A 23,745-nucleotide genomic window follows, 5' to 3' on the forward strand; every position below is an offset into this window, starting at 1 on the left:
GCTCTCTCTCGGTTACCAGTTGTAGTTCTTGTCGCCGAAGGTCCCCGAAGGACCGCCGGACAGGGTGATCCCGGCCCAGCTGTTGTTGCGCGTGTCGACCACGCACCACGACGTCTTCCGGTAGCTGCTCGGTCCCGTGACCGTCACGCTCCCCGAGTAGAAGTCGCCGTACGAGGAGCTCTGGCAGGTGTAGGTGTACGTGCCGGGCTTGACGTTGCTGATCGTCCACTCGATCTCGTAGCACGTGGCGTAGTTGTTGCACGTGCCGGCGGTCCGGTGCGTGCTCGGGTCCTGCACCTTCACCACGGGGTCCGGCTCCGGGATGCTGGCCTGCCGGGGGCCGACCCAGCCGGACCAGCCGGCCACGGTGTGGGCTCGCACCTCGAGCTGGTAGGTGTTGCCGGGGTTGCCGTTGAACGAGACCGACTGCCGGTCCAAGTTCCAGGTCTGGTCGACGGCGCCCCGGACCTGCACCTGGTCGGTCTGGCGGCCGTTGTCGGGGGTGTCCCAGCTCCAGGTGATGGTGTTGCCGCTGCGCGACGCCTGCAAGTTGGTCGGGTCGAGCGTCTGGCCGTACGGGTGGTAGCCGTTGCTCCACGCGGACCAGGGCGACCAGCTCACGCCGTTGTAGACCCGGACCTGCATGCGCTGGGAGGAGGTGCCCAGCCCGGTGACGCCGAAGGACCTGGTGGCGTCCTCGGAGCACCCGCACGACTGGAAGCCGCTCTGCCCGGCGTCGGTCTGCCACTGCAGCCGCGTGTAGCCGCTGCCGCGGGAGTCCTTGAGGTAGACCGAGACGGACGCCCCCTTGTTGTCCGTCGGGGTCGACACCGACGGCGCGTTCGGCTGCACCGGCGGGGCGACCGAGCTGAAGCTCGCCGTGTTCGCCCGTGGCGACTCGTTGCCGGCCCCGTTGGTCGCCGTGACGGCATAGGTGTAGGTCTGGCCGTCGTACGGGATGGTGTCGGTGTAGGTGCGGGTGTCGGGCGAGGTCTGCCCGAGCGCGCTGAAGGCGCCGGACCCGACCCTGCGGTAGACGGTGTAGCGCACGAGGGCGGGGCCGTTGGGCGACACCGGCTCCCAGCTGATCTTGAGCGCCTCGGAGGACGCGGCCGCGCCCGGCCCGCGCGGGTTCAGCGTCGGGGACCCCACGGCCGGTGGCGTGCCGGCCGACTGCATCGTCACGACCGGGCCGAACGGCCCCCAGCCGAGACGGTTGGCGGCCCGCACGGCGACACCCTGCTCGTCGTTGTTCACCAGGTTCGACAGGGTGGTCTGCAGGGCCGTCGCCGCCACGGTCGCCTGGGTGATCTTGCCCGTCGTCGTGTCGGTGGCGCGCACGTTGTACTGCACGACCTCGCTGCCCTTGGGCGGGGGCGCGTCCCACGCGACGTCGAGGCGACCGTCGCCCCGACCCGCCTGGCGCACCCCTGTGACCGGGTTGGGCAGGGTGTCCGGCTGGACCGGGCCGTACTCGGGGCTCGCCGGGCTCTCACCCACGGCGTTCACCGCGGTGACCCGGAACCAGTAGTCCTGGCCGTCCTTGAGGCCGGCCACCGTGCACGGTGACGCGGTGCACGGCTGGGAGCCGCTGGCCGCACCCCGCCACGAGACCGTGTAGCTCGTGATCGGGCTGCCGCCGTCGTAGGCCGGTGGCACCCAGCCCACGCGGGCGGTCCCGCCGTTGACCCGGTCGGCCACGGCGACGACGTCGGTCGGCGCCCCGGGCTTGCCGAGCATCTCGACCGTGCCCCGGCCGGGGGCAGCGCGCCCCGGGCCGTCGGACACCACGAGGTCGACCGTGCCCTGGCCGCTCGCCTCGCCCGAGGCCGTCACGGTCAGGTCGCAGCCGTTGCGGGTGACCGCGAGGCCCTTGCCCGAGGTGACCGAGGCCGACGTGATCGAGCAGTCCGGCTTCTGCAGCGGGCTGTCGAGGTAGCCGCGCAGGTTCACGGTCTGGGACGAGCCCGCCTTGAGCCCGGTGACGGTGAACGGCCGCATCCGCGGCGGCGCGACCGTCTGCGGCTTGCCCGACGCGTCCACCGCCGTGGTCTGGCCCTGGCGGTCGAGGCCCACGACGTGGACCCGGACGTAGGAGACCTCGTCGGCGCCGCGCGCCTGGATCCGGATCCGGCCGTTGGTGCTGCTCGGGGCGTCGGACCCCGCCTGGATCGTGACCAGGCGCTGGCCCGTCCCCGACCGGCGCAGGTCCACACCGCGGGACTCCGGGTCCCACCGGGTCTCGAACTGGACGTCGTCGAACGACATGCCCGGCGGCACCCAGGCGTGGCAGAGCGTGGGGATGTCGATGTCCCGCGGTCGTCCTGCGGCGTTGAGGGTGACCGCGAAGTCGGGACAGCGCAGCAGCGGCACCTTCGGACCGATCTGCACGGGGATGGAGACGTAGGCCGTGCGGAAGTCCTTCTGGTCCAAGGTCTCCTGGTCGCTGACCTCGAGCATGACCGCAGCCGGGCCGACGTAGCCGTTCTGGGAACGCAGGGTCAGCCCGTCCCTGCCGTCGGCCTCGGCCGTGAGGTCCTCCCGCGGGGAGGCGCTGATCGTCTCGCCGCTGGTGATGCCGATGACGCGCGCCCGCGGGGACTTCACGTAGTCCGCGAGCTTGACGCCGAGGGTGGAGTCCTTGCCCATCTGGATCAGCGCGCCGCTCACCACGAACGGCGAGCCGTCGCTGCCGGTGGGCACGTAGACGAGGGCCATCGCCGTCTCGCCGTCGGCGTCCTGGATGACGTAGGGGACGGTGTGGGGGTGGTCGAGGACCTTGACCCGCACCCTGTTGCCCTCGATCGTCCCCTCGGGCGACAGCAGCCGGACGACCTTGAGCTGGGAGCGGTCACCGTCGATGTCGCGGTCGTTGGCCAGCACGTCCACGAGGGCGGTGTCCTCGCCGTACTTCGGCTTCGCGACGTCGTCGACCGCGATGGGTGGGTTCTTGTACCCGGGGACCGGGACCACGGTGACCGAGGCCCGCGACGGGTCGAACAGCCCGTTGCTGATGCCGTAGGTGAGGTGCTGCACCCCCGTGCCGGGTTCGCGCACCGTCGTGGAGAAGTAGGTGTTGCGCTCGTCGACCTTCCACTTCGCCAGCTCGGCCTTGTCGTTGAGGTCCTTGTAGTCGAGCGAGACGGAGTCGCCGCGGGCGATGAGGTCGTTCTCGGTGACGTCGACGGTGACCCGCTTGCCCGGGGCGGCACGCACCTCGTCCTCGACGGCCACCGGCGGCTGCGGGTCTCCCGGCTGCACGACGCCGATCCGGACGAAGCCGGTGGAGGTGGCCCCGAACCGGTCGCGCACGCGGTAGTGCAGGACCTCGGTGCCGGCCGAGCGGGGGTAGGCCTCGTACTGGATGGTCGAGGCGCCGAACGAGGTGACGCGCCCCAGGGAGAGGTTGACGCTGTCCCCGCCCTCGCCGACGAGCCCGTCGACGGTGACGCTGTCGCCGTCGGGGTCGACCCCGGACGTGGGGACGGTGATGGTCAGGGGCTCCCCGGCCACCACGCTTGCCGAGAAGCTGCGCGCCCGCGGGGCCTGGTTCTGCTGGGTCGGCGTGGGCAGCGGCTTCACCGTCACGGTGACGCGGCCGGTCTGCGCCTTCTCGCGCATCCCGATCGGGTACACCGCGTACTCGATGACGCGGACCTCCTCGGTCCGCGGGTTCCGGTCCTCCGGCACGTAGCGGATCACGTTGCCGGAGGCGAACGCGTTCTGGGCGCCGTTGAGCACCTTGACCGAGCCCGGGTCGAGGACCAGCGGGATGCCCTCGGCCATGCTGTCGTTGTCCATCACCGGGATGGTGACGCTGTCCTGGGCCCGGACGGTCGCCACGTCGTCCTGCACGATGGGCAGGGCGTCGTCGAGCGCCGGGCGCTGGGTCACCTCCACCTGGCCGGTGGCCGTCTTGGTGCCGTCGCTGACGGTGTACGACACCGTCCCGGTGCGCGGCTTGGCGCCGCGGGCGGCAGGTTCGAGCGCCTCGATCCGCACCCACCGGCCCTGGTAGATCGAGGGCCGCAGCCAGGCGCTCGCGCTGTCGACCGTGACGCTGCGGGTCACGAGCACGTCGGCGCGCGGGCTGTAGTCGTTGGACAGCACGTCGGCCAGCACCGGTGTCTGGTCCCGCACCGTGGCCGAGTCGGGCACGGCGACCGGCGGGGCGTCGGGGTTCGGGTTGGACACCAGGTCCACCCGGATCCGCCCCGGGGCGACACCGGCACCCACCTGCGCGCCGTACGTCAGCTCGTAGTGCCCCGGAGCCGACCCGGTGACGGTGACGACGCCGGTGTCCAGGTTGCTGTCGACGGTGAGCGAGCCCTGCGAGCGCACCTCGGTCGCCAGGCGCATCCGGGCGTCGGGCTCCTGCGGGTCGGCACCCGCGATGTCGTTGCCGAGCGGCTCGAGCTGCAGTGGCTTGCCCACGACGCCGCGCACGACGTCCGGCTGGGTCCCCGGCGCCCGGAAGGAGGAGTCCTTGCCCAGGACGGCGAGCGTCAGCTTGGCATTGGTCCTCCCACCGTGGTCGTCCTCGACGGCGTACCCCACCGCCTCCGACCCGGCCTTCTGCCCGGCCCGCACCACGAGCCGGCCGAGGCCGTCGACCAGGCTGCCGGTGTCGGCGGGCGACACGGTGAGCGAGTCGCACTCGGGGTCGCGCCAGTCGCCGAGCACCTGCAGCGGCAGCCGGCCGCCGGTGACGACCGGGTAGGTCGTCGTCGCGATCTTGGCCTGCCCGTCGCGCAGCGTGGGGGGCGAGTTCACCGAGCCGTCGACCACCGAGACCGACACCGTGGCCTGGGCGTGGGGGGCGGAGGAGCCGTTGTTGACCTTGTAGGAGAACGAGAAGGCCTTCGCCTGCGGGTCGGCCGGGACCGTGATGTCGATGCTCTGCCCGTCACCGGCGACCGTCGTGGCCACCCCCGGGACGTTCGGCGTGGTCACCTCGTCCGGGGCGATGGCCAGGATCGAGCCGGCGCTGTCGGTGTCGTTGTCGAGGACGTGCAGCTTGGAGGTGCGGCCGGCCCGGACCTTGTAGGTGTCGGGCTCGGCCTTCGGCGGCTGCGGCGTCGTCGTGTCGTCGACGACGTTCTTGTCCTTGTTCTTGGAGTTGTCGTCGGTCTGGCTCGGCGGGACCACAGAGTCCCAGTTGTCGACCTTGAGCGGCTTGGAGTCCAGGTCCCAGGCGTCCCCGGTGTCGAGGTCGTTGAGCACGATGAGGCCGTGGTTGGTGCGCAGCGCCATGCCGTCGCGCAGCGGCACGTCGCCGGGTCGGGTCAGCGTGCCGGCCGACGTCGCGGCGTCCTGCCCGCAGTTCACCCCGTAGTACGCCACGGCCGTGCGGGCCCACGCCCCGTGCACGCAGGACCCGAGGCGGACCGGGCGGCTCACCATCGGCGGCTCGCTGGTGCCGGCCTGGTTGGGCAGCCGGACGCCGCCCTGGTCGGGGTCGCCGCCGAGGCCGACGAGCCGGACCTCGCTCGTCGTCTCGAGCGCCACCGAGTCCGACGCCGGGCCGGCCTGCTGGAGCGCGGCATACGCCAGGGAGCCCGTGCGCCGCACGCCGCCGGCGACGGGCGCGTCGAGGCCCTGGGCGAAGAGCTGGTCGTCGACCGGGTCGTAGACCACCCAGCGGGTGCCGACCGCGGTGATGTCGACCGCGCCGGCGCGCAGCTTGACCCGCGAGGGGACCGGCTTGCCGAAGGAGTCGCCCGTCGCCGGGATCGTCACGACCTTGCCGGTCGCGGCGGACACGGCGTGCACGCCACCGGTGACGTCGACGGTCACGGCGGCGACCCCGCCGACGGTGGCGAGGGGGTCCGAGGTCGTCGAGAGGGAGACTCCCTGCAGCGGCCGGGAGCTGCCGACCCGCTGGGCCCAGACCTTCCCGGTCCTGGGGTCGACCATGGCGAGCGTGCCGCCGCGCAGGTCGACGGTCGACGGCACGTACTCGTTCGCGACCCGCTGGGCCCGGGCGGGGTACGTCACCGCGGCGGAGGAGTCGAGCCGGCCCGTCTGCGGGTCGATGGGGATGAGCTGGTTGGTCGCCAGGCTGACACCGACGACCGCGGACCCGTCCTGGAGGATGTCGAGCCCCGAGCCCGGGGTCACGTTGGCCTGGACGCCGGCGTCGAACTGCTTGACCGCCTTGTTCATCCGCGCGAACTGGGCGTGGTTGCTCGCGGACACCCAGACGCCGCCGTCGTTGAGGTCGGCCTCGTGGACCGTCTGGCCCTTGGACTGGACGGCGAAGAAGGTCAGGCTGGCAGCCGCGAGCGCGACCACCACCCCCGACGCGATCCCTGCTCTCCGGTGGAGCACCGGGCTCATGGTCAGTTCCCCCCAGGTCCTTCACTGTCGATCGCGTCGAGGAGCGCGAGGTCCGCCTCCGTCACCAGACGGGTCGACAGTGCGTGCTCGACGAGCCTGGACTTCCGATTGCTCGCGAGCTTCCCCGGGCCCCCGTGCAGTCCACGAGTACCAGCATCGGCGAGCTTTTGACACACGTTGTCCAGTTTTCGGTTGAACTTCGTGACCTTCCACCCCAGCCGGGCCGCTGCGTCCGCGGACGACGGGATCTGGGCGGGCCCGGCATACGACCGGCGCAGGAGGGGCTCCGCGAGCGCCACCATGAGCAGCTTCTGGTCCGGGGTGAAGGTGACCCGGCCCACGGTCGTCTCGCCGGTCTCGACGTCCGCCTCCACCGCCTCGGTGCCCGTGGACGTGAACGCGGGGTTGGCGACGACGAGGTCGAAGTCGTAGGTCGTCGGGCCGGCCGTGAACCACACGGTGAACCGCTCGAGCGCCAGCGGGACCCGCGCGCCCGGGTTCAGCCAGGCCTGGAAGAGCCCCTTGGTGTCGGCCACCGTCGCAGTCAGGGTCGTGCCGACGTTGCTCAGCCACCACAGGCCGCCGTCCTGGACGACCTGCAGGAAGCTGCGGTGCAGGAACGGGTTGTCGTCGATCTCGACGTCGCCGGCGCGGCCGATGGTGAGCGGGGTGCCGGGGACGGCCACGAACTCCTCGCCGCAGAACTCCACCGTCACGGTGCCGGCCCCCGCGCCGGACCCCTGCGTGGTCCCGGCCGTGTCGGCGCTCCCGTCGGCGGGGCTCACCGCGCCACCGCGCAGACCGGCGTCGAGTAGTCGGAGGCCGCGCCGTTGCGGTTGGTCTTGACCTGGGCGCACACCTGGGTCCCCGCCTTCGCCGAGATCGTCGTCGTCGCCGTGTCGAGCGGGCCGCGGTCGCGGGCCTGGGCCAGGGCAGAGGTGTCCGGGCCGGACCGGACGAAGAAGCGGTCCTGCTTCTGCGGCGCGAGGTAGGTCCACGTCAGCCGCACGCCGCCCGCGGCGCCGGTGGCCTCCACGCGGGGCGCGTCCGGCACGTCGAGGGCCACGTCGCCGGTCTGGCTCGCGGCCGTCGTGGGGGAGTCGGTCGTCTTGTCCTCGCCACCGCGGCCGCCGAGGAGGAAGGAGAACAGGGCCACCAGGGCGACCGCGCCCACGGCGAGGGCCGCGAACGTCACCGCCGGGTTCCGGGTGGGCGCCGGAGCCGCCGGCTCGGGGGTGGCCACGGTGCTGGTGCCCAGCCGGTCGCGGCTGACCGTGCCCCCGGGGACGTCGTCGGGCACCGGGCGCCGGTCGTATGCCGCGTGCGTGCCCGGCGCGCTCGACACCCCCTGGGCGCCGGTGACGGCGTGGGTGCCGCCCACCGACCGGGGCGGTCGGGGTGCCGCGACCGGCGCCTGGCCCTGGACCGCCTGCGGCGCGCGGACCCGGGTGCGGTCCCCGTCGCCACCGCCGGCGCCGCCGGTCTGGTCGGCCAGGGTGGTCTGGCCCTGCTCGTCGAGCACCACGATCGCCGAGCGCGCGAACCGCTGCTCCTGCTCGATCGCCTGCAGCGCCCGGGCGAACGCGATCGCGGACTGCGGCCGGGCGTCGGGGTCCTTGGCCATCGCCTGCGCGAGCAGCCGCTCGAGCGAGACGGGGACGTCCGCGCGGCCCGTGGCGGGCACGGGGCTCGTGCGGATGCGGGGCATGAGTCCGTATGCGGAGTTGTCGCCGCCGGGGATCTCGAACGGCGAGCGCCCGACGAGCAGCTGCCACAGGGTGGCAGCCAGGGAGTAGACGTCTGAGCGCACGTCGCCGCTCGACTGGCCGAAGAGGACCTCCGGCGGCGCCCACGGGACGCTCACGCCCACGTCGTCGTCATCCTCCTCGGCGGCGCCGTGCCCGAGCTGGCCGGCGATGCCGAAGTCGGTGAGGCCGGGAGCGCCGTACTGGCTGACCAGCACGTTGGCCGGCTTGATGTCCCGGTGCGTGATGCCCGCGCGGTGCGCCGTCTCGACCGCGCTGGCCAGCTGGATGCCGGTGCGCAGCACCTCCTCGACGGAGAGCCGCTCGCTGCGCGAGCGCATCGCGAGGTTCGGCGGCGGGTAGTACTTCATGACCAGGTACGGCCGGCCGTCGGTCGAGGTGCCGGAGCGGAAGACCTGGACGATGTACGGGTGGTCCGCGAGCTGGGCCATGGTGTCGGCCTCGTCCCGGAACTGGCGGCGGATCGCGTCGGTGATGCCCTCGCCCTTGAGCACCTTCACCGCGACCCGCATCCGCGGTGCCTGCTGCTCGTAGAGGTAGACGTCGGCATACCCGCCGGAGCCGATCCGCTCGCGGTAGACCAAGCCATCCAGCTCGGGTGGGACGACCGCGCTCACGGGCGCACCTCGTAGGTGAAGGTGACCTCGTCGGCCATGCCGACGACGGTGCCGGGCTCGATCACCTGGCTGTCGCTGGGGCGCAGCCGGACCGGCTGCTGCCCGGGCAGGGTGATGGTCGTGCCGTTGGTCGACCCGAGGTCGCGGACCAGGACGTGCCACCCCTCGAGGACGACCTCGACGTGGTTGCGGGAGATGTCGTTCTCGGCGCTCACGACCCGTACGAGGTGGGGCCGGTCGGCGGCGGGCAGGTCGGCGTTGAGCTTCGGCGCCCGGCCGAGCAGCACCCCGCGGTCGAGGGTCACGACGTCCCCGCTGGACAGGCGGATCGTGCCGAGCGGCGGGCGGGGCGTCTGGAACGGCTGCTGCGGCGGGATGTCGCGGTCGCACACCCGGCAGGTCCCGGCGTGCGGCGGGCTCGGGTGGCCGGCCGGGCACAGCACGGCGAGCACGATGGGGCCGCGCGGGATCGAGCCCGTCGTCGTGGTCGGGAGGCTCGCGCGGTCGACGGTCGCCTCCTCCGGCTGGAGGGCCGCCGGGGGCGTCGTGTGCTGCGGGGGTGCCGTGGCCTCGGGCGCCGGCAGCGGCCGGGGCGCCGGCGCCTGTGGCGTCTGCCGGGTCGGCGGCTCGGGCTCCCGCCGGGGTGGCAGGCCATCCGGCCGCGGTGGGCTGGGGGGCATGCCGGGACCGGACTGCTCGGGCACGTGCGGGACCGGCGATCCCCAGCCGGCCGGGGGGCGCGGCGCAGGGTCGGCCGGGTGGTCGACCTCCGCCGGGGCCTCGGGCGCGGGTGGGGTGGGCGGGTCGGCGGGGGGAACGTTGCTGCCGCCGCGACGCCACGGGACCGACTCGATCAGGCCGCTGCCCTGACCGCCCTGCGCAGGGGGCGCCGCCGGCGCCTGCGGGGCCGGGCGGCCCTGCTCGGTGTGGTGGGGCGGTGGGAGGGTGCGGTCGGACGGGGCCTGGGCGCCTCCGGCCTCCTCCATGGGGGCCCGGCCGATCGGCGGTTCGGAGAGCGAACCGGTGTCGTGGTTGCCCAGGAAGGGCGGCGTGCCGGTCGAGCCGGGCGCGCCGAACAGGTAGTCGTAGCCCGGGACGTCCTGCACCTCGGGCTGGTCGCGATCGGGAGCCTGCTGCTCGCGCGGCGGTCCCCCGCGACGCAGCCGGGCCGGCAGCTGCCAGCCCTTGACCGCGCCGGGCCGGTCGAGCTCGCCGTCGGGCAGGCCCTCCGGCTCGGGCTCGGGCTCGGGCAGGGGCTCACCGGAGTGGAGCACGACCTCGCGCGCGCCCACGGGCGCGTCCGCGTCGGTCCACGGCCCCCGGCCCGCACGGACCTCCACGTCGCCGTCGGGGCCGGACACCACGGCATACGCGGTGCCGCGGGCGACCACGCGCACGGGGTCGCCGTCGAGGGTGGCGACGAAGTCGGGGGCCCGACGCAGGCCCTCCGCCGACAGGGCGTCGAGGACGTCGTCGAGGTCGCCGCTGCGGACGGCCTCGACGACCCGCTTGACGACGTCGTCGGACTCGACGCCCCGCACGAGGGCGGACACGTCACCAGCCGAGATGGCGGACCATCCCGGCTGGTCGGGGGCGGAGAACCTGACCTCGCTCATGCGGGCGACCTCGTCACCTCGCTGCGCGGGGCGGTGTCGGCGTCGGGGTCGTCGTCGTCGGCGACGCGGTCGTCGAGCGCGACGACGACCACGGTGACGTTGTCGCGGCCGCCCGCGTCGACCGCCGCGCGCACCAGCGCCTCGGCCGCCTCCTGCGGGTCGTCGTGCTCGGACAGCAGCCGGGCAATCTCGGGGTCGGCCAGCTCGCCGTTGAGGCCGTCGGAGCAGATGAGGAACCGCTCACCCGGCTGGGGCGGGAAGACCCACAGGTCCACGGCGGGCATGGCCTCGGACCCCAGCGACCGCGTCACCACGTTGCGCAGCGGGTGCCGGGCCGCCTCGGCCTCGGTGATGAGACCGGCGTCGACGAGCTCGCGCACCTCGGAGTGGTCGACCGTCACCGGCTCCATCCGGCCCGCGGCGAGCCGGTAGACCCGCGAGTCGCCGACGTTGAACACGGCCCAGTGGCTCGACCCGCCCTGCGACACGATCGCCAGCCCGGCGGCCGTGGTCCCCATGCCCGTCTGCGCGGGGTGACGGGCGACGGAGCGCAGGATGCGGTCGTTGGCCTGGGTCAGCGCCCGGACCACGTCGTCGCGGACCACGACCGCCCGGGACGCCAGCTCCTGGAGCGTCTCGACGGCGATCCGGCTCGCGACCTCGCCCGCGGCGTGGCCACCCATCCCGTCGGCGACCATGTACAGGGCACCGGCGGCCAGGTGGCAGTCCTCGTTGTGGTCGCGCACGCGGCCGACGTCGGTGGCGGCGCCCACCCGCAGCGTCAGTCCGTGCACCGTCGTCGGGGAGGAGCTCACCGGGCCACCCGGACCGTCTGCATGAGCTGCTGCACGGTGGCGTACTCCGACTCCACCTCGGGCCCGCCGACCGACCCGGTCACCTGGATGAGGTCGACGACCTGGCCGCGCCGCGCCCCTGCGAACAGGTGGGCCTGGACGACGTCCCCCACCGTCTCGTCGGTCCACGACACGTTGACGCCGACGAACGGCACGTCGGCGATCTCGACCTCGAACGGGTCGTCCATCTCCCCGTCGGGCCGCTCCTGCACGAACGCCTTGAGCTCGGCGAGCGCGCGCCCGATGGTGAACTCGGCCGAGCGCGTGAACCCGCGCACGACCAGGTTGGGCGCGAACGCGCCACCCTTCTCGGCGCGACGCGCCGCGAGCAGCGTGCCCGGGACGCGCACCGGCGACCAGCCGTCGGGGATGTCGACGGTGACCGAGGGCGGGCCGGGGAACTGCTCGCTCGGGTACTTCAGGGTGGGCATCGGGACCTTTCGGGGGGCCTGGCGGCGACCGCGACCGCACCGGCAAGGCTAGGCGCCGGGAGCAGCCCTGCCGATGGGGAGGACTCCCCATCGGCGCCACCCCACGGCGTCACCCCGCCGGCACAGACGTGGGCAAGGTTCCCACACCGGGCGCGACACGCAAACCGCACCCATTTCGGACCTCCCGCCCGACCCTCCACCTACCCGTCCCGCCGTCCCGACACCCCACCCGCTCCCGACACCCCACCCGTCCGTCCCGCCCCCTGCCCGGAGCTCTGCGCACAGACGAGCGTGTCGGTACGCAGGGAGCGGATCCGTGCGCAGTGGGACGGAGGTGTGTGCGCAGGCGAGCGTGCGCGGGTCCGCGTGCGATGCCGCGGCCGTATGCCGTGGGCGCCCCCGGGTGCCGTGGGCGCGCCCGGGTGCCGGCGCCTGGTGCGGGTGCCGGCGCGTGGGGCGCGTGCTCACCGTCAGTCGGCGAGGCCGGCGAGCGCCGGGAGGGTCCGGGGCACGTCGTCCACGACCACGGCGTCGACCCCGGCGGTGAGCAGGGAGCGGGCCTCGGGGACCTTGGGGCACCAGGCCACGACCTCGAGCCCGGCCTCGTGGGCCAGGCCCACGGCATACTCCGGCGACCGGAACGCGGGCGCACGGTCGACCGGGTTCGGGCCGAACGAGGACCAGTGCGCGGCGACGGCGTCGACGCCGAGGTGGGCGGCCGCCGGCAGCGCCTTGCGCAGCGGGAAGCTGATCCAGGTCAGCAACGACCGGGGCAGGTCGGGGGCGAGCTCGCCGAGGACGAGCAGCGCCGAGGGGTCGAAGGAGGACACGAGCACCGGCCGGTCCCGCGCCGCCTCGGTGGCCACCGGCGCGAGCACGGCGGCGGTCGTGCGGGCCCGTGGCCGGACCGCATCCTCCATCGAGGTCTTGAGGTCGAGGTTCACGCCGGTGCCCGCCGGGAGCGCCTCCAGGACCTCCTCGAGGGTCACCGCGCCGAGCTCTCGGGCGCGCTCGAGCGGGAGGTCCGCGACGAACTCGGCGTCGCCGACCGTCGGGTAGTGGCCCACGACGAGCCGGTCGTCGGCGGTGCGGCGCACGTCGAACTCGACCCAGCGCAGCCCGCAGCGAGCCGCCGCGACGATCGACTCCACCGAGTTCTCGACCAGCCCGTCGACCTCGTCACGGCCCAGGCCGCGGTGGCCCAGGACAGTCGGTCGCGCCCCGAAGACGCTCACCGGCCGGTCACTCCCCCGCCGGGCCGGTCTGCCCGTCGGGGACGACCCCGGCCCCGGGCTCGCCCCCGGACGCCTCGCCCCCGGATACGGCGCTCCCGGATCCGGCCTCGCCCCCGGACGCCTTGCTCCCTGACGCGGCCTCGCCCCCGGACTCGGGCTGCCGGGCCCACCAGGCCCGCAGCTCAGCCTCCACGGCCTCCCGGCCGATGACGCCCTGGTCGAGCCGGACCTCGAGCAGGTGCTTGTACGCCCGCCCCAGCACCGGACCGGGGCGGATGCCGAGCACCTCGCCGATCTCGTTCCCGTCGAGCTCGGGACGCACCGCCGCGAGCTCCTCCTGCTCCTGCAGCCGCTCGATCCGCCGCTCGAGCTCGTCGTAGGTGGTCGAGAGCCGCTGGGCCTTGCGCGCGTTGCGGGTCGTGGAGTCCGACCGGGTCAGCCGGTGCAGGCGGGGCAGCAGCGGGCCGGCGTCGGTGACGTAGCGCCGCACGGCCGAGTCGGTCCACTGGCCCTCGCCGTAGCCGTGGAAGCGCAGGTGCAGCTCGGTGAGGCGGGCGACCGCCTTGACCGTGTCCTTGTCGAACCGCAGCGCCCTGAGCCGCTTGGCCGCGAGCTTGGCACCGACGACCTCGTGGTGGTGGAAGGAGACGCCGCCACCGGGCTCGAACCGGCGGGTGGCGGGCTTGCCGATGTCGTGCAGCAGGGCGGCGAGCCGCAGCACGAGGTCCGGGCCGGGCACCGACTCCGGGGGGCCGTCGGCCGGCCCCTCGAGCGCGATCGCCTGGTCCAGGACGGTCAGGGAGTGCTCGTAGACGTCCTTGTGCCGGTGGTGCTCGTCGATCTCCAGCTGCAGGGCGGGCAGCTCGGGCAGCACGTGCTCGGCCAGCCCGGTGTCGACGAGCAGCCGCAGGCCGGCGCGTGGGCGCGGTGCCAGCAGCAGCTTGGACAGCTCGTCGCGGACCCGCTCGGCCGACACGATGCCGATCGACCCGGCCATCTCGGTCATGGCCGCCCGCACCTCGGGTGCCACCTCGAAGCCGAGCTGGGCGACGAACCGGCACGCCCGCATCATCCGCAGCGGGTCGTCGCCGAAGGACACCTCGGGGGTGCCCGGCGTCCGCAGCCGGCGGGCAGCGAGGTCGGCCAGCCCGGCATACGGGTCGACGAAGGCCATGTCCGGCAACCGCAGCGCCATCGCGTTGACCGTGAAGTCGCGGCGGACCAGGTCGTCGGAGAGGTTGTCGCCGAAGGCGACGACCGGCTTGCGCGTCTGCCCGTCGTACGCGTCCGCGCGGTAGGTCGTCACCTCGACGGTCGTCCGGCCGCGGCGCGCGCCGATGGTGCCGAACTCCCGCCCGATGTCCCAGTGCGTGTCGGCCCACGGCCCGAGCACCGCCAGGGTCTGGTCCGGCGAGGCGCTCGTCGTGAAGTCGAGGTCGGGGCTGGTGCGCCCCAGGAACGCGTCCCGGACGGGCCCGCCGACCAGGGCCAGCTCGTGGCCGGCCGCCGCGAACCTCTTCCCCAGCTCGGTCAGGAGCGGGACCACGGGCGCGAGGTGCGCGGTGGCCCGGCGGAGCAGCTCCAGCTCGGGCGGGGACCCGGCCGCGCGCGGCTCGCGGGGATCGGCGGAGGACACGGGGACCTAGCCTAGGCGCTCGTTAGAGTGGCGGGGTGACCTCCCCCGCCCCCGAACCGGACCGCCTGTCCCGCAGGCTGCCCACGGTGGAGGAGCGCTCGGCCGGGGGCATCGTGGTCGACGTGCACGACGGCATCGCGCGGATCGCGGTCATCGCCCGGCGCAACCGGGCCGGCCGGCTCGAGTGGTGCCTGCCCAAGGGCCACCGCGAGGACGGCGAGACCCTCGTCCAGGCGGCCGCCCGCGAGGTGGCGGAGGAGACCGGCATCGAGGGGCGCGTGCTCACCGAGCTCGGCACCATCGACTACTGGTTCGCCACCGGCGAGCGCCGCGTGCACAAGTTCGTCCACCACTACCTGCTCGAGGCCACGGGCGGAGAGCTCACCATCGAGAACGACCCGGACCACGAAGCCGTCGACGTCGCCTGGCTGCCCCTGCGCGAGGCGCACGAGCACCTCACCTTCCCCAACGAGCGCCGGATCGCGCGGCAGGCCTGGGCCCGCCTCTCCGGGGACGGCTGATGGTCCGCGGTCCCCGGCGCCGCGCGCTCCACGCGGCGGCCCTGGTGCTGTCCGCCCTGCCGTTGCTCGGGGTGACCGCCGTGCCCGCCGGGTCCCCGGGGGTGGGGCTCACCGGGGCGCCGTCCGGCACCGCGGCGGCGTCCGGTGCCGCAGTGCTCACCGCGCCGCGCGGGTATGCCGGGCGCGCGCCGGCGGTACCGGCGACCCCTGCCGACCCGGGGGTCCCGGCGAGCGTGCCCTCGGCCAGCGGCACGACGGAGCTCACCCTGTCGTCGGTGAGCCCGGCCGTCGTGCAGAAGGACCAGGACCTCGTCGTCGCCGGCTCCCTGCGCAACGGGACCAGTGCCCCCCTTGACCGTCCGCTGGTGCGAGTCGTCCTCGGCTCCACGCCGGTCGAGCGGTCCCGCGAGCGGGTGCAGGAGTGGGCGGCCGCGACCGGACCCGCCCGCGGCACCGTCGTGGGGCAGGCACGCGTGTCCGGGACGCTGGCCCCGGGCGCCACCGGCAGCTTCCGGGTGGTGGTGCGCAAGCTCGCGAGCCGGGCGACCGAGGCGACGTACGGCGCGCTCCCGCTCAGCATCGAGTCCGGCGGGACGAGCGTGCGCACCTTCGCCGGCTACCAGCGGGTCAAGCAGTACCAGCCGCTGGCCGTGGCGTGGGCGGTCCCGCTCACCCTCGACCCCGACCCGGACCTCTTCGTCGGGGAGGGCCAGCAGCGTGAGGACGCCTGGCAGCGCGCGCTCGGGGACGGGTCCCGCCTGAGCCGAGTCCTCGACGCGACCCAGGACACCACGGTGACGTGGGCCGTCGACCCGACCCTCACGCCGAGCCTGCTCCAGGGCCAGCACGACGTGGGCACCGGGGCCGGCGCGGCCGGCGAGCGCGACCTGCGCACCTCGACCGAGGGCCGGATCACCGGCGGTGCCCCCAGGCACAGTCCGTGGGTGCTGCCCGACACCGACGCCGACCTCGCGGCCGTGGTCGGCACCCCGTCCGGGGACTCGCTCATGGCCGGGTACGTCGGGCGTGCCGCCGCGGTGGCCTCGGCACTCGGCGGCCGGTCCGACATCGCCTGGCCCGCCGACGGCGCGTACACCGCCAGCCGCGAGACCTCGCTGCGTCGCGTGTTCCGCGTGCCGGCGCTCGCCGGTCAGGTCGTCTCCTCCTCGGTGCTCGGGGTCGAGACGGCGACGAGCACGCCGGTGGCGGCCCAACGGTCGGTGGCCGGGCTGCCCCTGCTGGCCTACGACGACCGGCTGAGCGGCCTGCTCGCGCGGACCCGCTCGCCGCAGGAGGGGGTGCTCAGCGCCCAGCAGTTCGTCGCCGACACCGCGGCCCTGCTCAACGAGCTGCCCGGGACGCAGGGCCGGACGGTCTTCGTCGTCGCGCCGCGCACCTGGGGTCCGGACCCGGCGACCGCCCGGGCCTTCCTCACCACCGCGGCCTCGATCCCGTGGCTGGTGCCGACGTCGACGGACGCCGAGCTCGCCCGGGCCCGACGCGCGACCCCCACCCCCGCCGCGCCGGTGACCCGGCCGAGCGCCCCGCCGCAGGCCGGCCCACCGGTCCTCACGGCCACCCGGGTGGCCGAGCTCGAGCGGACCGTGCGCACCGTGCAGGGCGTGGCCACCATCCGCGACGACGGCGACGAGTTCGCCCGGACCTGGAGCCGCGCCGCGGAGCAGCTCGCCTCCACCCGCTGGCGCTCGGCCCCGACCGCGTGGAACACCCTGGAGGGGCGGGTCGACCAGGCCGCCGCCCAGACGACGTCCGCGGTCAAGGTGCTGGCCGGCACCATCAACTTCCTCGCCGAGTCCGGGCGGCTGCAGATCACCGTCACCAACGAGCTCACGGTGCCCGTGGAGAACGTCCGGCTGACCGTCGAGGCGTCCAACCCCCGGCTGCGCATCGACAGCCAGCCCCCCGCCCTGCGCATCGGGCCGCAGAGCAAGGCGACCGTCAGCGTCGGCGTCACCGCCCTGGCCGCCGGCCCGGTCCCGCTGCGCACCACGCTGACCGCGCCCGACGGCACCGTGATCGGGCAGGGGGCCGACGTCGAGGTGCGCGTCACCCCGACGGGAGACTGGGTCTACTGGGCCCTGGGCGGCCTCGCCGGGCTGATCCTGCTGGCGGGCCTGGTGCGCACCTTCCGCCACCGGCCCCGGCGCCGCCCCGCACCCGTCGCTCCGCCCGTCGCCCCCGCCGCACCGACCGCCCCCGCCGCACCGACCGCCCCCGAGGAACCCCGATGACCGAGTCCAGCCTGGCCCGCTCGTCCGCCGTGATGGCGGGCGGCACTGTGGTTTCGCGGGCACTGGGGTTCGTCCGGGCGTCGATGCTGGCCGCGGTGATCGGGGCGACCGGCCTGGCGGCCGACGCGTTCGACGTCGCGAACACGCTGCCCAACCTGTTCTACCTCCTGCTCGCCGGGGGCGTGCTCAACGCGGTGCTCGTCCCCCAGATCACCAAGGCCGCCACCCACGACGACGGCGGCCACGAGTTCGTCAACCGGCTGCTCACGATCTCGATCGCGATCATCGCCTCGGGCACGGTCCTCGTCACCGCCGCCGCGCCGCTGCTCGTCCGGGCCTTCGCGGACTTCTCGGATCCCCGGGCGGTCGAGCTGGCCACCGCCTTCGCGTTCCTGTGCCTGCCCCAGATGTTCTTCTACGGGCTCTACACGGTGCTCGGTCAGGTCCTCAACGCGCGTGCCCAGTTCGGGGCGTACATGTGGGCCCCCGCGCTGGCCAACGTGGTCATGATCGCCGGTCTCCTGGTCCTGCTGACCGGGTTCCCGACGCAGGTGGGGCCAGGCGCGTGGACGCCCACGATGGTCTGGATCCTCAGCGGCACGACCACCCTGGGCATCGTCGCCCAGGCCCTCGTCCTCATTGTCCCGCTGCGCCGCGGTGGCTTCCGGTTCACACCAGTGTGGGGCTTCCGTGGTACCGGCCTGGGATCGGCCTCCAAGGTCGCGCTGTGGACGTTCGCGGCCCTGGCCGTGAGCCAGCTCGGGTTCGTCGTCACCTCTCGGGTGCTGACCCGCGCCACCCAGGTGCTCTCCCACGAGCACCAGGTCGGGGCCGGCAAGGCGGCCTACAGCAACGCCTTCCTGCTCTTCATGCTCCCGCACTCGCTCATCACCCTGTCGCTGGTGACCGCGCTCTTCACCCGGATGTCCACTGCGGCGACCGCGGGACGCACGCGGGAGGTGGTGGCCGACCTCGGGCGAGGGGTGCGGATGCCGGCGGTGCTGCTGCTCCCGGGCATGGTCTTCGCCGTGCTGTTCGGGGAGCCTGCCGTACGGGTGCTGTTCCCCGGCAACTCCACGGCAGCGACCCAGGCGATCGCCCACGTCATGATCGCGATGATCCTGGGGATCCTGCCCTTCGGCTGGCTCTACCTCGTCCAGCGGGTCTATTACGCCTACGAGGACGCGCGGACGCCGTTCCTGCTGCAGCTCGTCGTCACGGCGATCGCCACTGCGGTCAACCTCTTCGCCTTCACCGTCGACGCGCGCCAGGCCGGGGTCGTGGTCGGCGTCGGCCAGACGCTCAGCAACCTCGTGGCGGCCATGGTCGGGTTCGTCCTGCTCCGTCGCCGGCTGGGCAACCTCGCCCTGCAGTCGGCGGTGCGGCTGTACGCACGTCTGGCCGTGGCCGCGCTCGTCGCCGCCGCGGTGGCCTGGCCGCTCGACCGTCTCCTCACCTCCCTCCTCCCCGACAGCCACCTCGCTGCGCTCGTCGAGGTGGTGGTCGGCGGTGGTGTCTTCTTCGTCCTCGCCCTGGGCCTGGCCCACGTCATGCGGGTCGAGGAGGTCGCCCAGCTCTTCGACCCCGTGCTCCGTCGCCTGCGCCACCGTCCCTCCTGACCTGCTCGCCCTAGGATGAGGGACCACCGCACGAGGACACCGAAGGAGGCACTGTGCACGGGGTAGGCCCTTCGACGGTGCTCGGCGGCCGGTATGCCGTGCAGCGACGCCTGGAGCAGCTGGCGGGAGCCGAACGCTGGTCGGCGCACGACACGACCCTGGACCGGGACGTCGTGGTGGTCTGCTTCGCGGAGGACGAGTCGCACGCCGACGCCACCCTGGACGCCGCCCGGCGTGCCGCCGGCATCGACAACGCGCGCCTCGTGCGGGTGCTGGACGTCGGCCGGTCCGAGGGCATCGCCTTCTTCATCGAGGAGCTGCTGCCCGACGCCCACGGCCTGGACCAGGTGCTCGAGCAGGGCGGGCTGCCCGCCGAGGAGGCCCGCCGCATCGCCGGGGAGGCCGCCACCGGGCTCGAGGCCGCCCGTGCCCGGGGCCTGCACCACCTGCGGCTCACCCCGCACGCCGTGCTGCGGGCCGCCGACGGCACCGTCAAGGTCCGGGGCCTGGCCACCGCCGCCGCGATGGCCGAGGTCGAGGACGTCGAGCCCGACGCGGCAGCGCGGATCGACGCGGTGGGCGTCGTCGCGATCACGTATGCCGCGCTGACCAGCCGGTGGCCGCTGCCCGGTCCGGGAGCCGGCCTCGAGGCGGCCCCGCACGTCGTGGGTGGCGTCCCCGCCCCGTCCGAGATCGCCGCCGGCGTGCCGGGCGACCTCGACGCCCTGTGCCGGCTCACCCTCAACGAGGACCAGGGCCCGCTCACCCCCGGCGACTTCGCCAGCCAGATCGCCCCCTGGGCCAGCGCGCAGGTCGCCGGCCTCGCGGCGCCGCCCCGGGGCGACGACTCCAGCCCGACGGTCGCGCTCCCCCTGGGCGACCTGCCCTGGGCCACCGAGCACGCCGGGGCCGGGTCCCCCGCCACCACCTCGCCGTCGGACCGGGTCGACCCCGACGCCACCCAGACCATGCCGGCCCCGGTCGCGGCCGGCACGGTCCACCCCGCGGCGGCCGTCGACCACGCAGCCACGCCGACCGCCCCACTGCGCTTCGACCCGGCTGCGCCGGGCGCCTCGCCGCTGGGCACCTCGCCGCTGGGCACCTCCACCCCGGAGGCCGGGCCGGCCGACGACGCCGCGGACGGGTCCGGAGCGACCCGCGGCGCCGCGGCAGCCGCAGGAGCGGCAGCGGCGGCCGGGGCCGTCGGCTCGGCCCTGGGCACCGCCGGCTCGGCCGCCGGCCACGCCGCGGCCGGCGCGGCGCACAAGGTGGGCGGCTTCGCGCGCGCGGCGGCCGACAAGGCGGCCGAGCGCCGAGCAGAGCGGCAGGCTGCCCAGGAGCGCGCCGAGCAACGTCGGATCAGCCTGGACGACGCCCTGGTCGAGACCGGGGAACCGCTCGACCCCCCGCTGCCGCTGCTCCCGCAGGAGCTGTCCGCACCGGCCACCCGCGACCAGTCCAAGCTCGTCCTCGCGATCATCGCTCTGTTCCTCGTCGTCGTGACCGTCGTCGCCGTGGTGGGGGTCTCGCGGATCGGCGCCAACACCGACCTCGGCCTGGGGAGTGGGCCCACCCCCCGCGGCACGGTGACGGTGACCGCGCCGACCGCCACCGTGACCCCGGGGCAGACCACCACCGGGGAGCCGACGCAGTCCGGTGGCGAGCCGTACCCGATCCTGGGCGCGACCGGGTACGACCCCGAGGGGGACAACTCCGAGCGCAACGGCGAGGCCCCGCGCGTCTACGACGGCAAGACGAGCACGTTCTGGAGCTCGGAGGGGTACGCCAGCGCGAACCTCGGCGGGCTCAAGAAGGGCGTCGGCGTCCGCCTCGACCTCGGCCAGGTCCGGTCCGTCCACTCGGTCGAGCTGGTGCTGCCCGACGCCGCGGACGTGACCGTCGACGTCGGCCCCGACCGCAACCGCGACGACGCCAAGCAGGTCGGCACCAGCTCCGGCAAGTCCGGCACCATCACCCTGACCAAGGACGGTGCGCCCGTCCAGGGCCAGTACGTGTTCGTGTGGTTCACCCAGGTCTCGCGGGTCTCGGACGGCCGGTACCGCGCGACCCTCGCCGAGGTCACCGTCCGCTGACGCGGGCACGGCGGCACGGCATGGCAGACGGCGCCCCGGGGTCGGCCGACCTCGACCTGCGCGAGCGCGACGACCGCGACCTGATGCGCGCCCACGTCGCCGGGGACCCGGACGCCTTCGGCGAGCTGTTCCGGCGCCACCGCGACCGGATGTGGGCCGTCGCCGTCCGCACCACGGGCAACCGCGAGCTCGCCTCCGACTGCGTCCAGGACGCCTTCATCTCGGCCTTCCGCCGCGCCGAGTCCTACCGCGGCGATGCGGCCGTGACGACGTGGCTGCACCGGATCGTGGTCAACGCCTGCCTGGACCGCCTGCGCCGCGACAAGCCGACCCGCGAGCTGCCCGAGCGGGAGCTGTCGGACCGGCACGACGACCACGGGGCCGTGGAGACGCGGCTGGACGTCCACGAGGCGCTGCGGCGCCTGCCCGAGGGGCAGCGGCTGGCCCTCGTGCTCGTCGACATGCACGGGCTGTCGGTGGTCGAGGCGGCCGCGGTGCTGGGGGTCGCCGAGGGGACCGTGAAGTCGCGCTGCAGCAGGGGTCGGGAGGCCCTGGCCACGCTGCTGCGGGAACCTTCGGGGCAGCCGTGACGTCCTACCGATGTCGCCCCCGCAGCACGCCCGGGCACCGTCCGGGCCCCGAGGAGCAGAGCGGCGGCACCCGCAGCACGTTCCCGTCACCGATCCGGAGGTCGTCGTGGTGAGCACCCCGCCCGTGCCACCGGACCGCGACGCCCGGCACGACCGGCGCGACCCCGACCCGGACCCCACCGGCATCCGCGCCCTGCTGGGCTCGCTCCCGGACCCCGGCCCCATGCCCGAGGACCTCGTGGCGCGGATCCACGCCTCGATCGCCGCCGAGCAGGCCGCGCGCACCGACCACACGGTCGTCCCGCTGCGCGCCCGCCGCGGCTGGGGCTGGAAGCACCTGGGGGTGGCGGCGGCCGCCGTGGTCGCCCTCGGCATCGGCATCCCGGCCCTGGCGGGCACCGGTCCCGGGAACCTCATGGCCGCGCTCACCGGAGGCTCCGCCTCGGACTCCGCCGCCGGCTCGGCGGCCAGCGAGGCCGTCACCTCGGCCCCGCCCCCCGGAACCGCGAGCCCGGGCATCGCCACCGGTGACCGTGCAGCCGGCGCGGCCGGGCCGGTCACGATCGTGGGCACGGGCACGGCCTACACCGCCGCGGCGCTCCTCGAGCAGGTGCGGGCCAGCCAGGCGCGGGGCCCCTCCCCCGGCAAGGGCGCCGGGTCCTCGCGCGCCGCCGGGCCGGCGGACAGCGTGACCGGCCTGCGCACCTGCCTCACCACCCTCGGGGTGGAGGCGTGGATGCCCGTGTGGGCCGACGCCGCGACCTACCAGGGCCACGACGCCGTCGTGGCGGTCGTGAGCAGCGACACCGGCCGGGTCGTGTATGCCGTGTCACCCGCCTGCGACCGCACGCACCCCGACGTCCTCACCGGCCCGCTGCGCCTGTCCTGACCCCCTCGCCTGGCTTCCCTCCGGCCGCCCGGTGGCACCCCACCGGGCCCCTCCGCGCGCCGCCGGGGCGTCGGGGGGCTCCGGGGAACACCGAGGCCCTACGATCGGTTGACGTACTCGACACCGCATGTAGCGGTGCTCCCACTTCTCGACCACAAGGGGCTGTAGCCGCGTGAGCACCACCGCACCTGCCGACGTCCGTAGTCTGATCATCATCGGGTCCGGCCCCGCGGGCTACACGGCCGCGGTCTACGCCGCCCGGGCGAACCTGCAGCCCGTGCTCTTCGAGGGCGCGGTCACCGCCGGCGGCGCGCTGATGAACACCACCGAGGTGGAGAACTTCCCCGGCTTCCGTGACGGCATCATGGGCCCGGAGCTGATGGAGAACATGCGGGCGCAGGCCGAGCGCTTCGGCGCCGAGATCATCACCGACGACGTCGAGTCCGTCTCGCTGGAGGGCGACGTCAAGGTCGTCACCGACGCCGAGGGCAACACCTGGCGGGCGCACGCCGTGATCCTCGCCATGGGCTCGGCCTACCGCGAGCTCGGGCTCCCCGACGAGAAGCGACTCTCCGGCCACGGCGTCTCATGGTGTGCCACCTGTGACGGGTTCTTCTTCCGCGACCAGGACATCGCGGTCGTCGGTGGTGGGGACTCCGCGGTCGAGGAGGCCACCTTCCTGACCAAGTTCGCCCGGTCCGTGACGATCGTGCACCGCCGCGACGAGCTGCGGGCCAGCAAGATCATGGCCCAGCGCGCGCTGGAGAACCCCAAGATCAAGTTCGCCTGGAACTCCGAGGTGGCCGAGATCCACGGCGACGCCAAGCTGACCGGTGTGACCCTGCGCGACACCGTCAGCGGCGAGACGCGCGAGCTGCCGGTCACCGGACTGTTCGTCGCGATCGGCCACGACCCGCGCAACGAGCTGCTCACCGGCACCGAGGATTCCGAGAAGGTCGGCCTCGACGACGAGGGCTACGTCCTCGTCGAGGGCCGCACCACGCGTACGAACCTCACCGGGGTCTTCGCCGCCGGCGACCTCGTCGACCACACCTACCGCCAGGCGATCACCGCAGCGGGCTCGGGCTGTGCGGCGGCCCTGGACGCCGAGAAGTTCCTCGCCGAGCACCACGAGGCGGGCTCACCGGCCCGGTCCGAGGCGCTGATCGAGCAGGAGAACCCCGAGCACAGCCCCGTCGGCGTCCGCTGACCCGGCGCTGTCACCCCGGCCTGCGACGCTGGAACCGCGCGCGGTCGCCGAGCACCACCCCTTCCTCAACCCCAGCA

General features: G+C 74.5%; 15 protein-coding genes. 7 read left to right on the forward strand and 8 right to left on the reverse strand.

Going from position 1 to position 23,745, the window contains the following annotated elements; genetic code table 11:
• Positions 1 to 12 precede the first annotated feature (12 nt).
• From ACYVDO_RS08525 to ACYVDO_RS08560, 8 genes are all read right to left on the reverse strand, one after another.
• Entirely contained in the window at positions 13 to 6,339 is a 6,327-nt protein-coding gene (locus ACYVDO_RS08525) for an Ig-like domain-containing protein (protein ID WP_460934739.1), read from the reverse strand.
• Positions 6,340 to 6,341: 2 nt separating this feature from the next.
• Positions 6,342 to 7,055: a hypothetical protein gene (locus ACYVDO_RS08530; RefSeq protein WP_460935055.1), complete on the reverse strand. Its 714-nt coding sequence runs from the start codon at positions 7,053 to 7,055 to the stop codon at positions 6,342 to 6,344.
• 65 nt (positions 7,056 to 7,120) lie between these two features.
• Positions 7,121 to 8,722, reverse strand: coding sequence for a serine/threonine-protein kinase (locus ACYVDO_RS08535; protein ID WP_460934741.1), 1,602 nt, complete (start codon positions 8,720 to 8,722; stop codon positions 7,121 to 7,123).
• On the reverse strand, positions 8,719 to 10,338 hold the full coding sequence (locus tag ACYVDO_RS08540) for an FHA domain-containing protein (protein WP_460934744.1): 1,620 nt from the start codon (positions 10,336 to 10,338) through the stop codon (positions 8,719 to 8,721). Before ACYVDO_RS08540 ends, ACYVDO_RS08535 begins: the two co-directional genes overlap by 4 nt.
• A complete protein-coding gene (locus tag ACYVDO_RS08545; RefSeq protein WP_460934746.1) occupies positions 10,335 to 11,153 on the reverse strand; it encodes a PP2C family protein-serine/threonine phosphatase in 819 nt (272 codons plus the stop codon). The genes ACYVDO_RS08540 and ACYVDO_RS08545 overlap by 4 nt, the downstream gene beginning before the upstream one ends.
• On the reverse strand, positions 11,150 to 11,623 hold the full coding sequence (locus ACYVDO_RS08550) for a hypothetical protein (RefSeq protein ID WP_460934748.1): 474 nt from the start codon (positions 11,621 to 11,623) through the stop codon (positions 11,150 to 11,152). Before ACYVDO_RS08550 ends, ACYVDO_RS08545 begins: the two co-directional genes overlap by 4 nt.
• A 470-nt stretch (positions 11,624 to 12,093) precedes the next feature.
• Complete coding sequence (locus ACYVDO_RS08555; protein ID WP_460934751.1) at positions 12,094 to 12,858, reverse strand: glycerophosphodiester phosphodiesterase; 765 nt, start codon at positions 12,856 to 12,858, stop codon at positions 12,094 to 12,096.
• A gap of 7 nt (positions 12,859 to 12,865) precedes the next feature.
• Positions 12,866 to 14,494, reverse strand: coding sequence for a CCA tRNA nucleotidyltransferase (locus ACYVDO_RS08560; protein ID WP_460934753.1), 1,629 nt, complete (start codon positions 14,492 to 14,494; stop codon positions 12,866 to 12,868).
• Between the two features lie 35 nt (positions 14,495 to 14,529).
• Here ACYVDO_RS08560 and ACYVDO_RS08565 point away from each other — a divergent pair, with 35 nt between their 5' ends.
• The 7 genes from ACYVDO_RS08565 to trxB all read left to right on the forward strand — a co-directional run bounded on the left by ACYVDO_RS08565 (position 14,530) and on the right by trxB (position 23,668).
• Entirely contained in the window at positions 14,530 to 15,015 is a 486-nt protein-coding gene (locus ACYVDO_RS08565; RefSeq protein WP_460934755.1) for an NUDIX hydrolase, read from the forward strand.
• Entirely contained in the window at positions 15,015 to 17,267 is a 2,253-nt protein-coding gene (locus ACYVDO_RS08570) for a DUF6049 family protein (RefSeq protein WP_460934757.1), read from the forward strand. Before ACYVDO_RS08565 ends, ACYVDO_RS08570 begins: the two co-directional genes overlap by 1 nt.
• The gene (murJ, locus tag ACYVDO_RS08575) at positions 17,264 to 18,886 is read left to right on the forward strand and encodes a murein biosynthesis integral membrane protein MurJ (protein WP_460934759.1); all 1,623 of its coding nucleotides are present in this window, start codon (positions 17,264 to 17,266) and stop codon (positions 18,884 to 18,886) included. Before ACYVDO_RS08570 ends, murJ begins: the two co-directional genes overlap by 4 nt.
• A gap of 53 nt (positions 18,887 to 18,939) precedes the next feature.
• Positions 18,940 to 20,979, forward strand: coding sequence for a hypothetical protein (locus ACYVDO_RS08580; RefSeq protein ID WP_460934761.1), 2,040 nt, complete (start codon positions 18,940 to 18,942; stop codon positions 20,977 to 20,979).
• A gap of 20 nt (positions 20,980 to 20,999) precedes the next feature.
• A complete protein-coding gene (gene sigM / locus ACYVDO_RS08585; protein WP_460934763.1) occupies positions 21,000 to 21,569 on the forward strand; it encodes an RNA polymerase sigma factor SigM in 570 nt (189 codons plus the stop codon).
• 109 nt (positions 21,570 to 21,678) lie between these two features.
• Positions 21,679 to 22,458, forward strand: a complete 780-nt coding sequence (locus ACYVDO_RS08590) for a hypothetical protein (protein ID WP_460934765.1) — start codon at positions 21,679 to 21,681, stop codon at positions 22,456 to 22,458.
• A gap of 172 nt (positions 22,459 to 22,630) precedes the next feature.
• Positions 22,631 to 23,668, forward strand: a complete 1,038-nt coding sequence (gene trxB, locus ACYVDO_RS08595) for a thioredoxin-disulfide reductase (RefSeq protein WP_460934767.1) — start codon at positions 22,631 to 22,633, stop codon at positions 23,666 to 23,668.
• The last annotated feature ends 77 nt before the right edge of the window (positions 23,669 to 23,745 follow it).

The sequence above is a fragment of the Phycicoccus ginsengisoli genome, assembly GCF_054779295.1.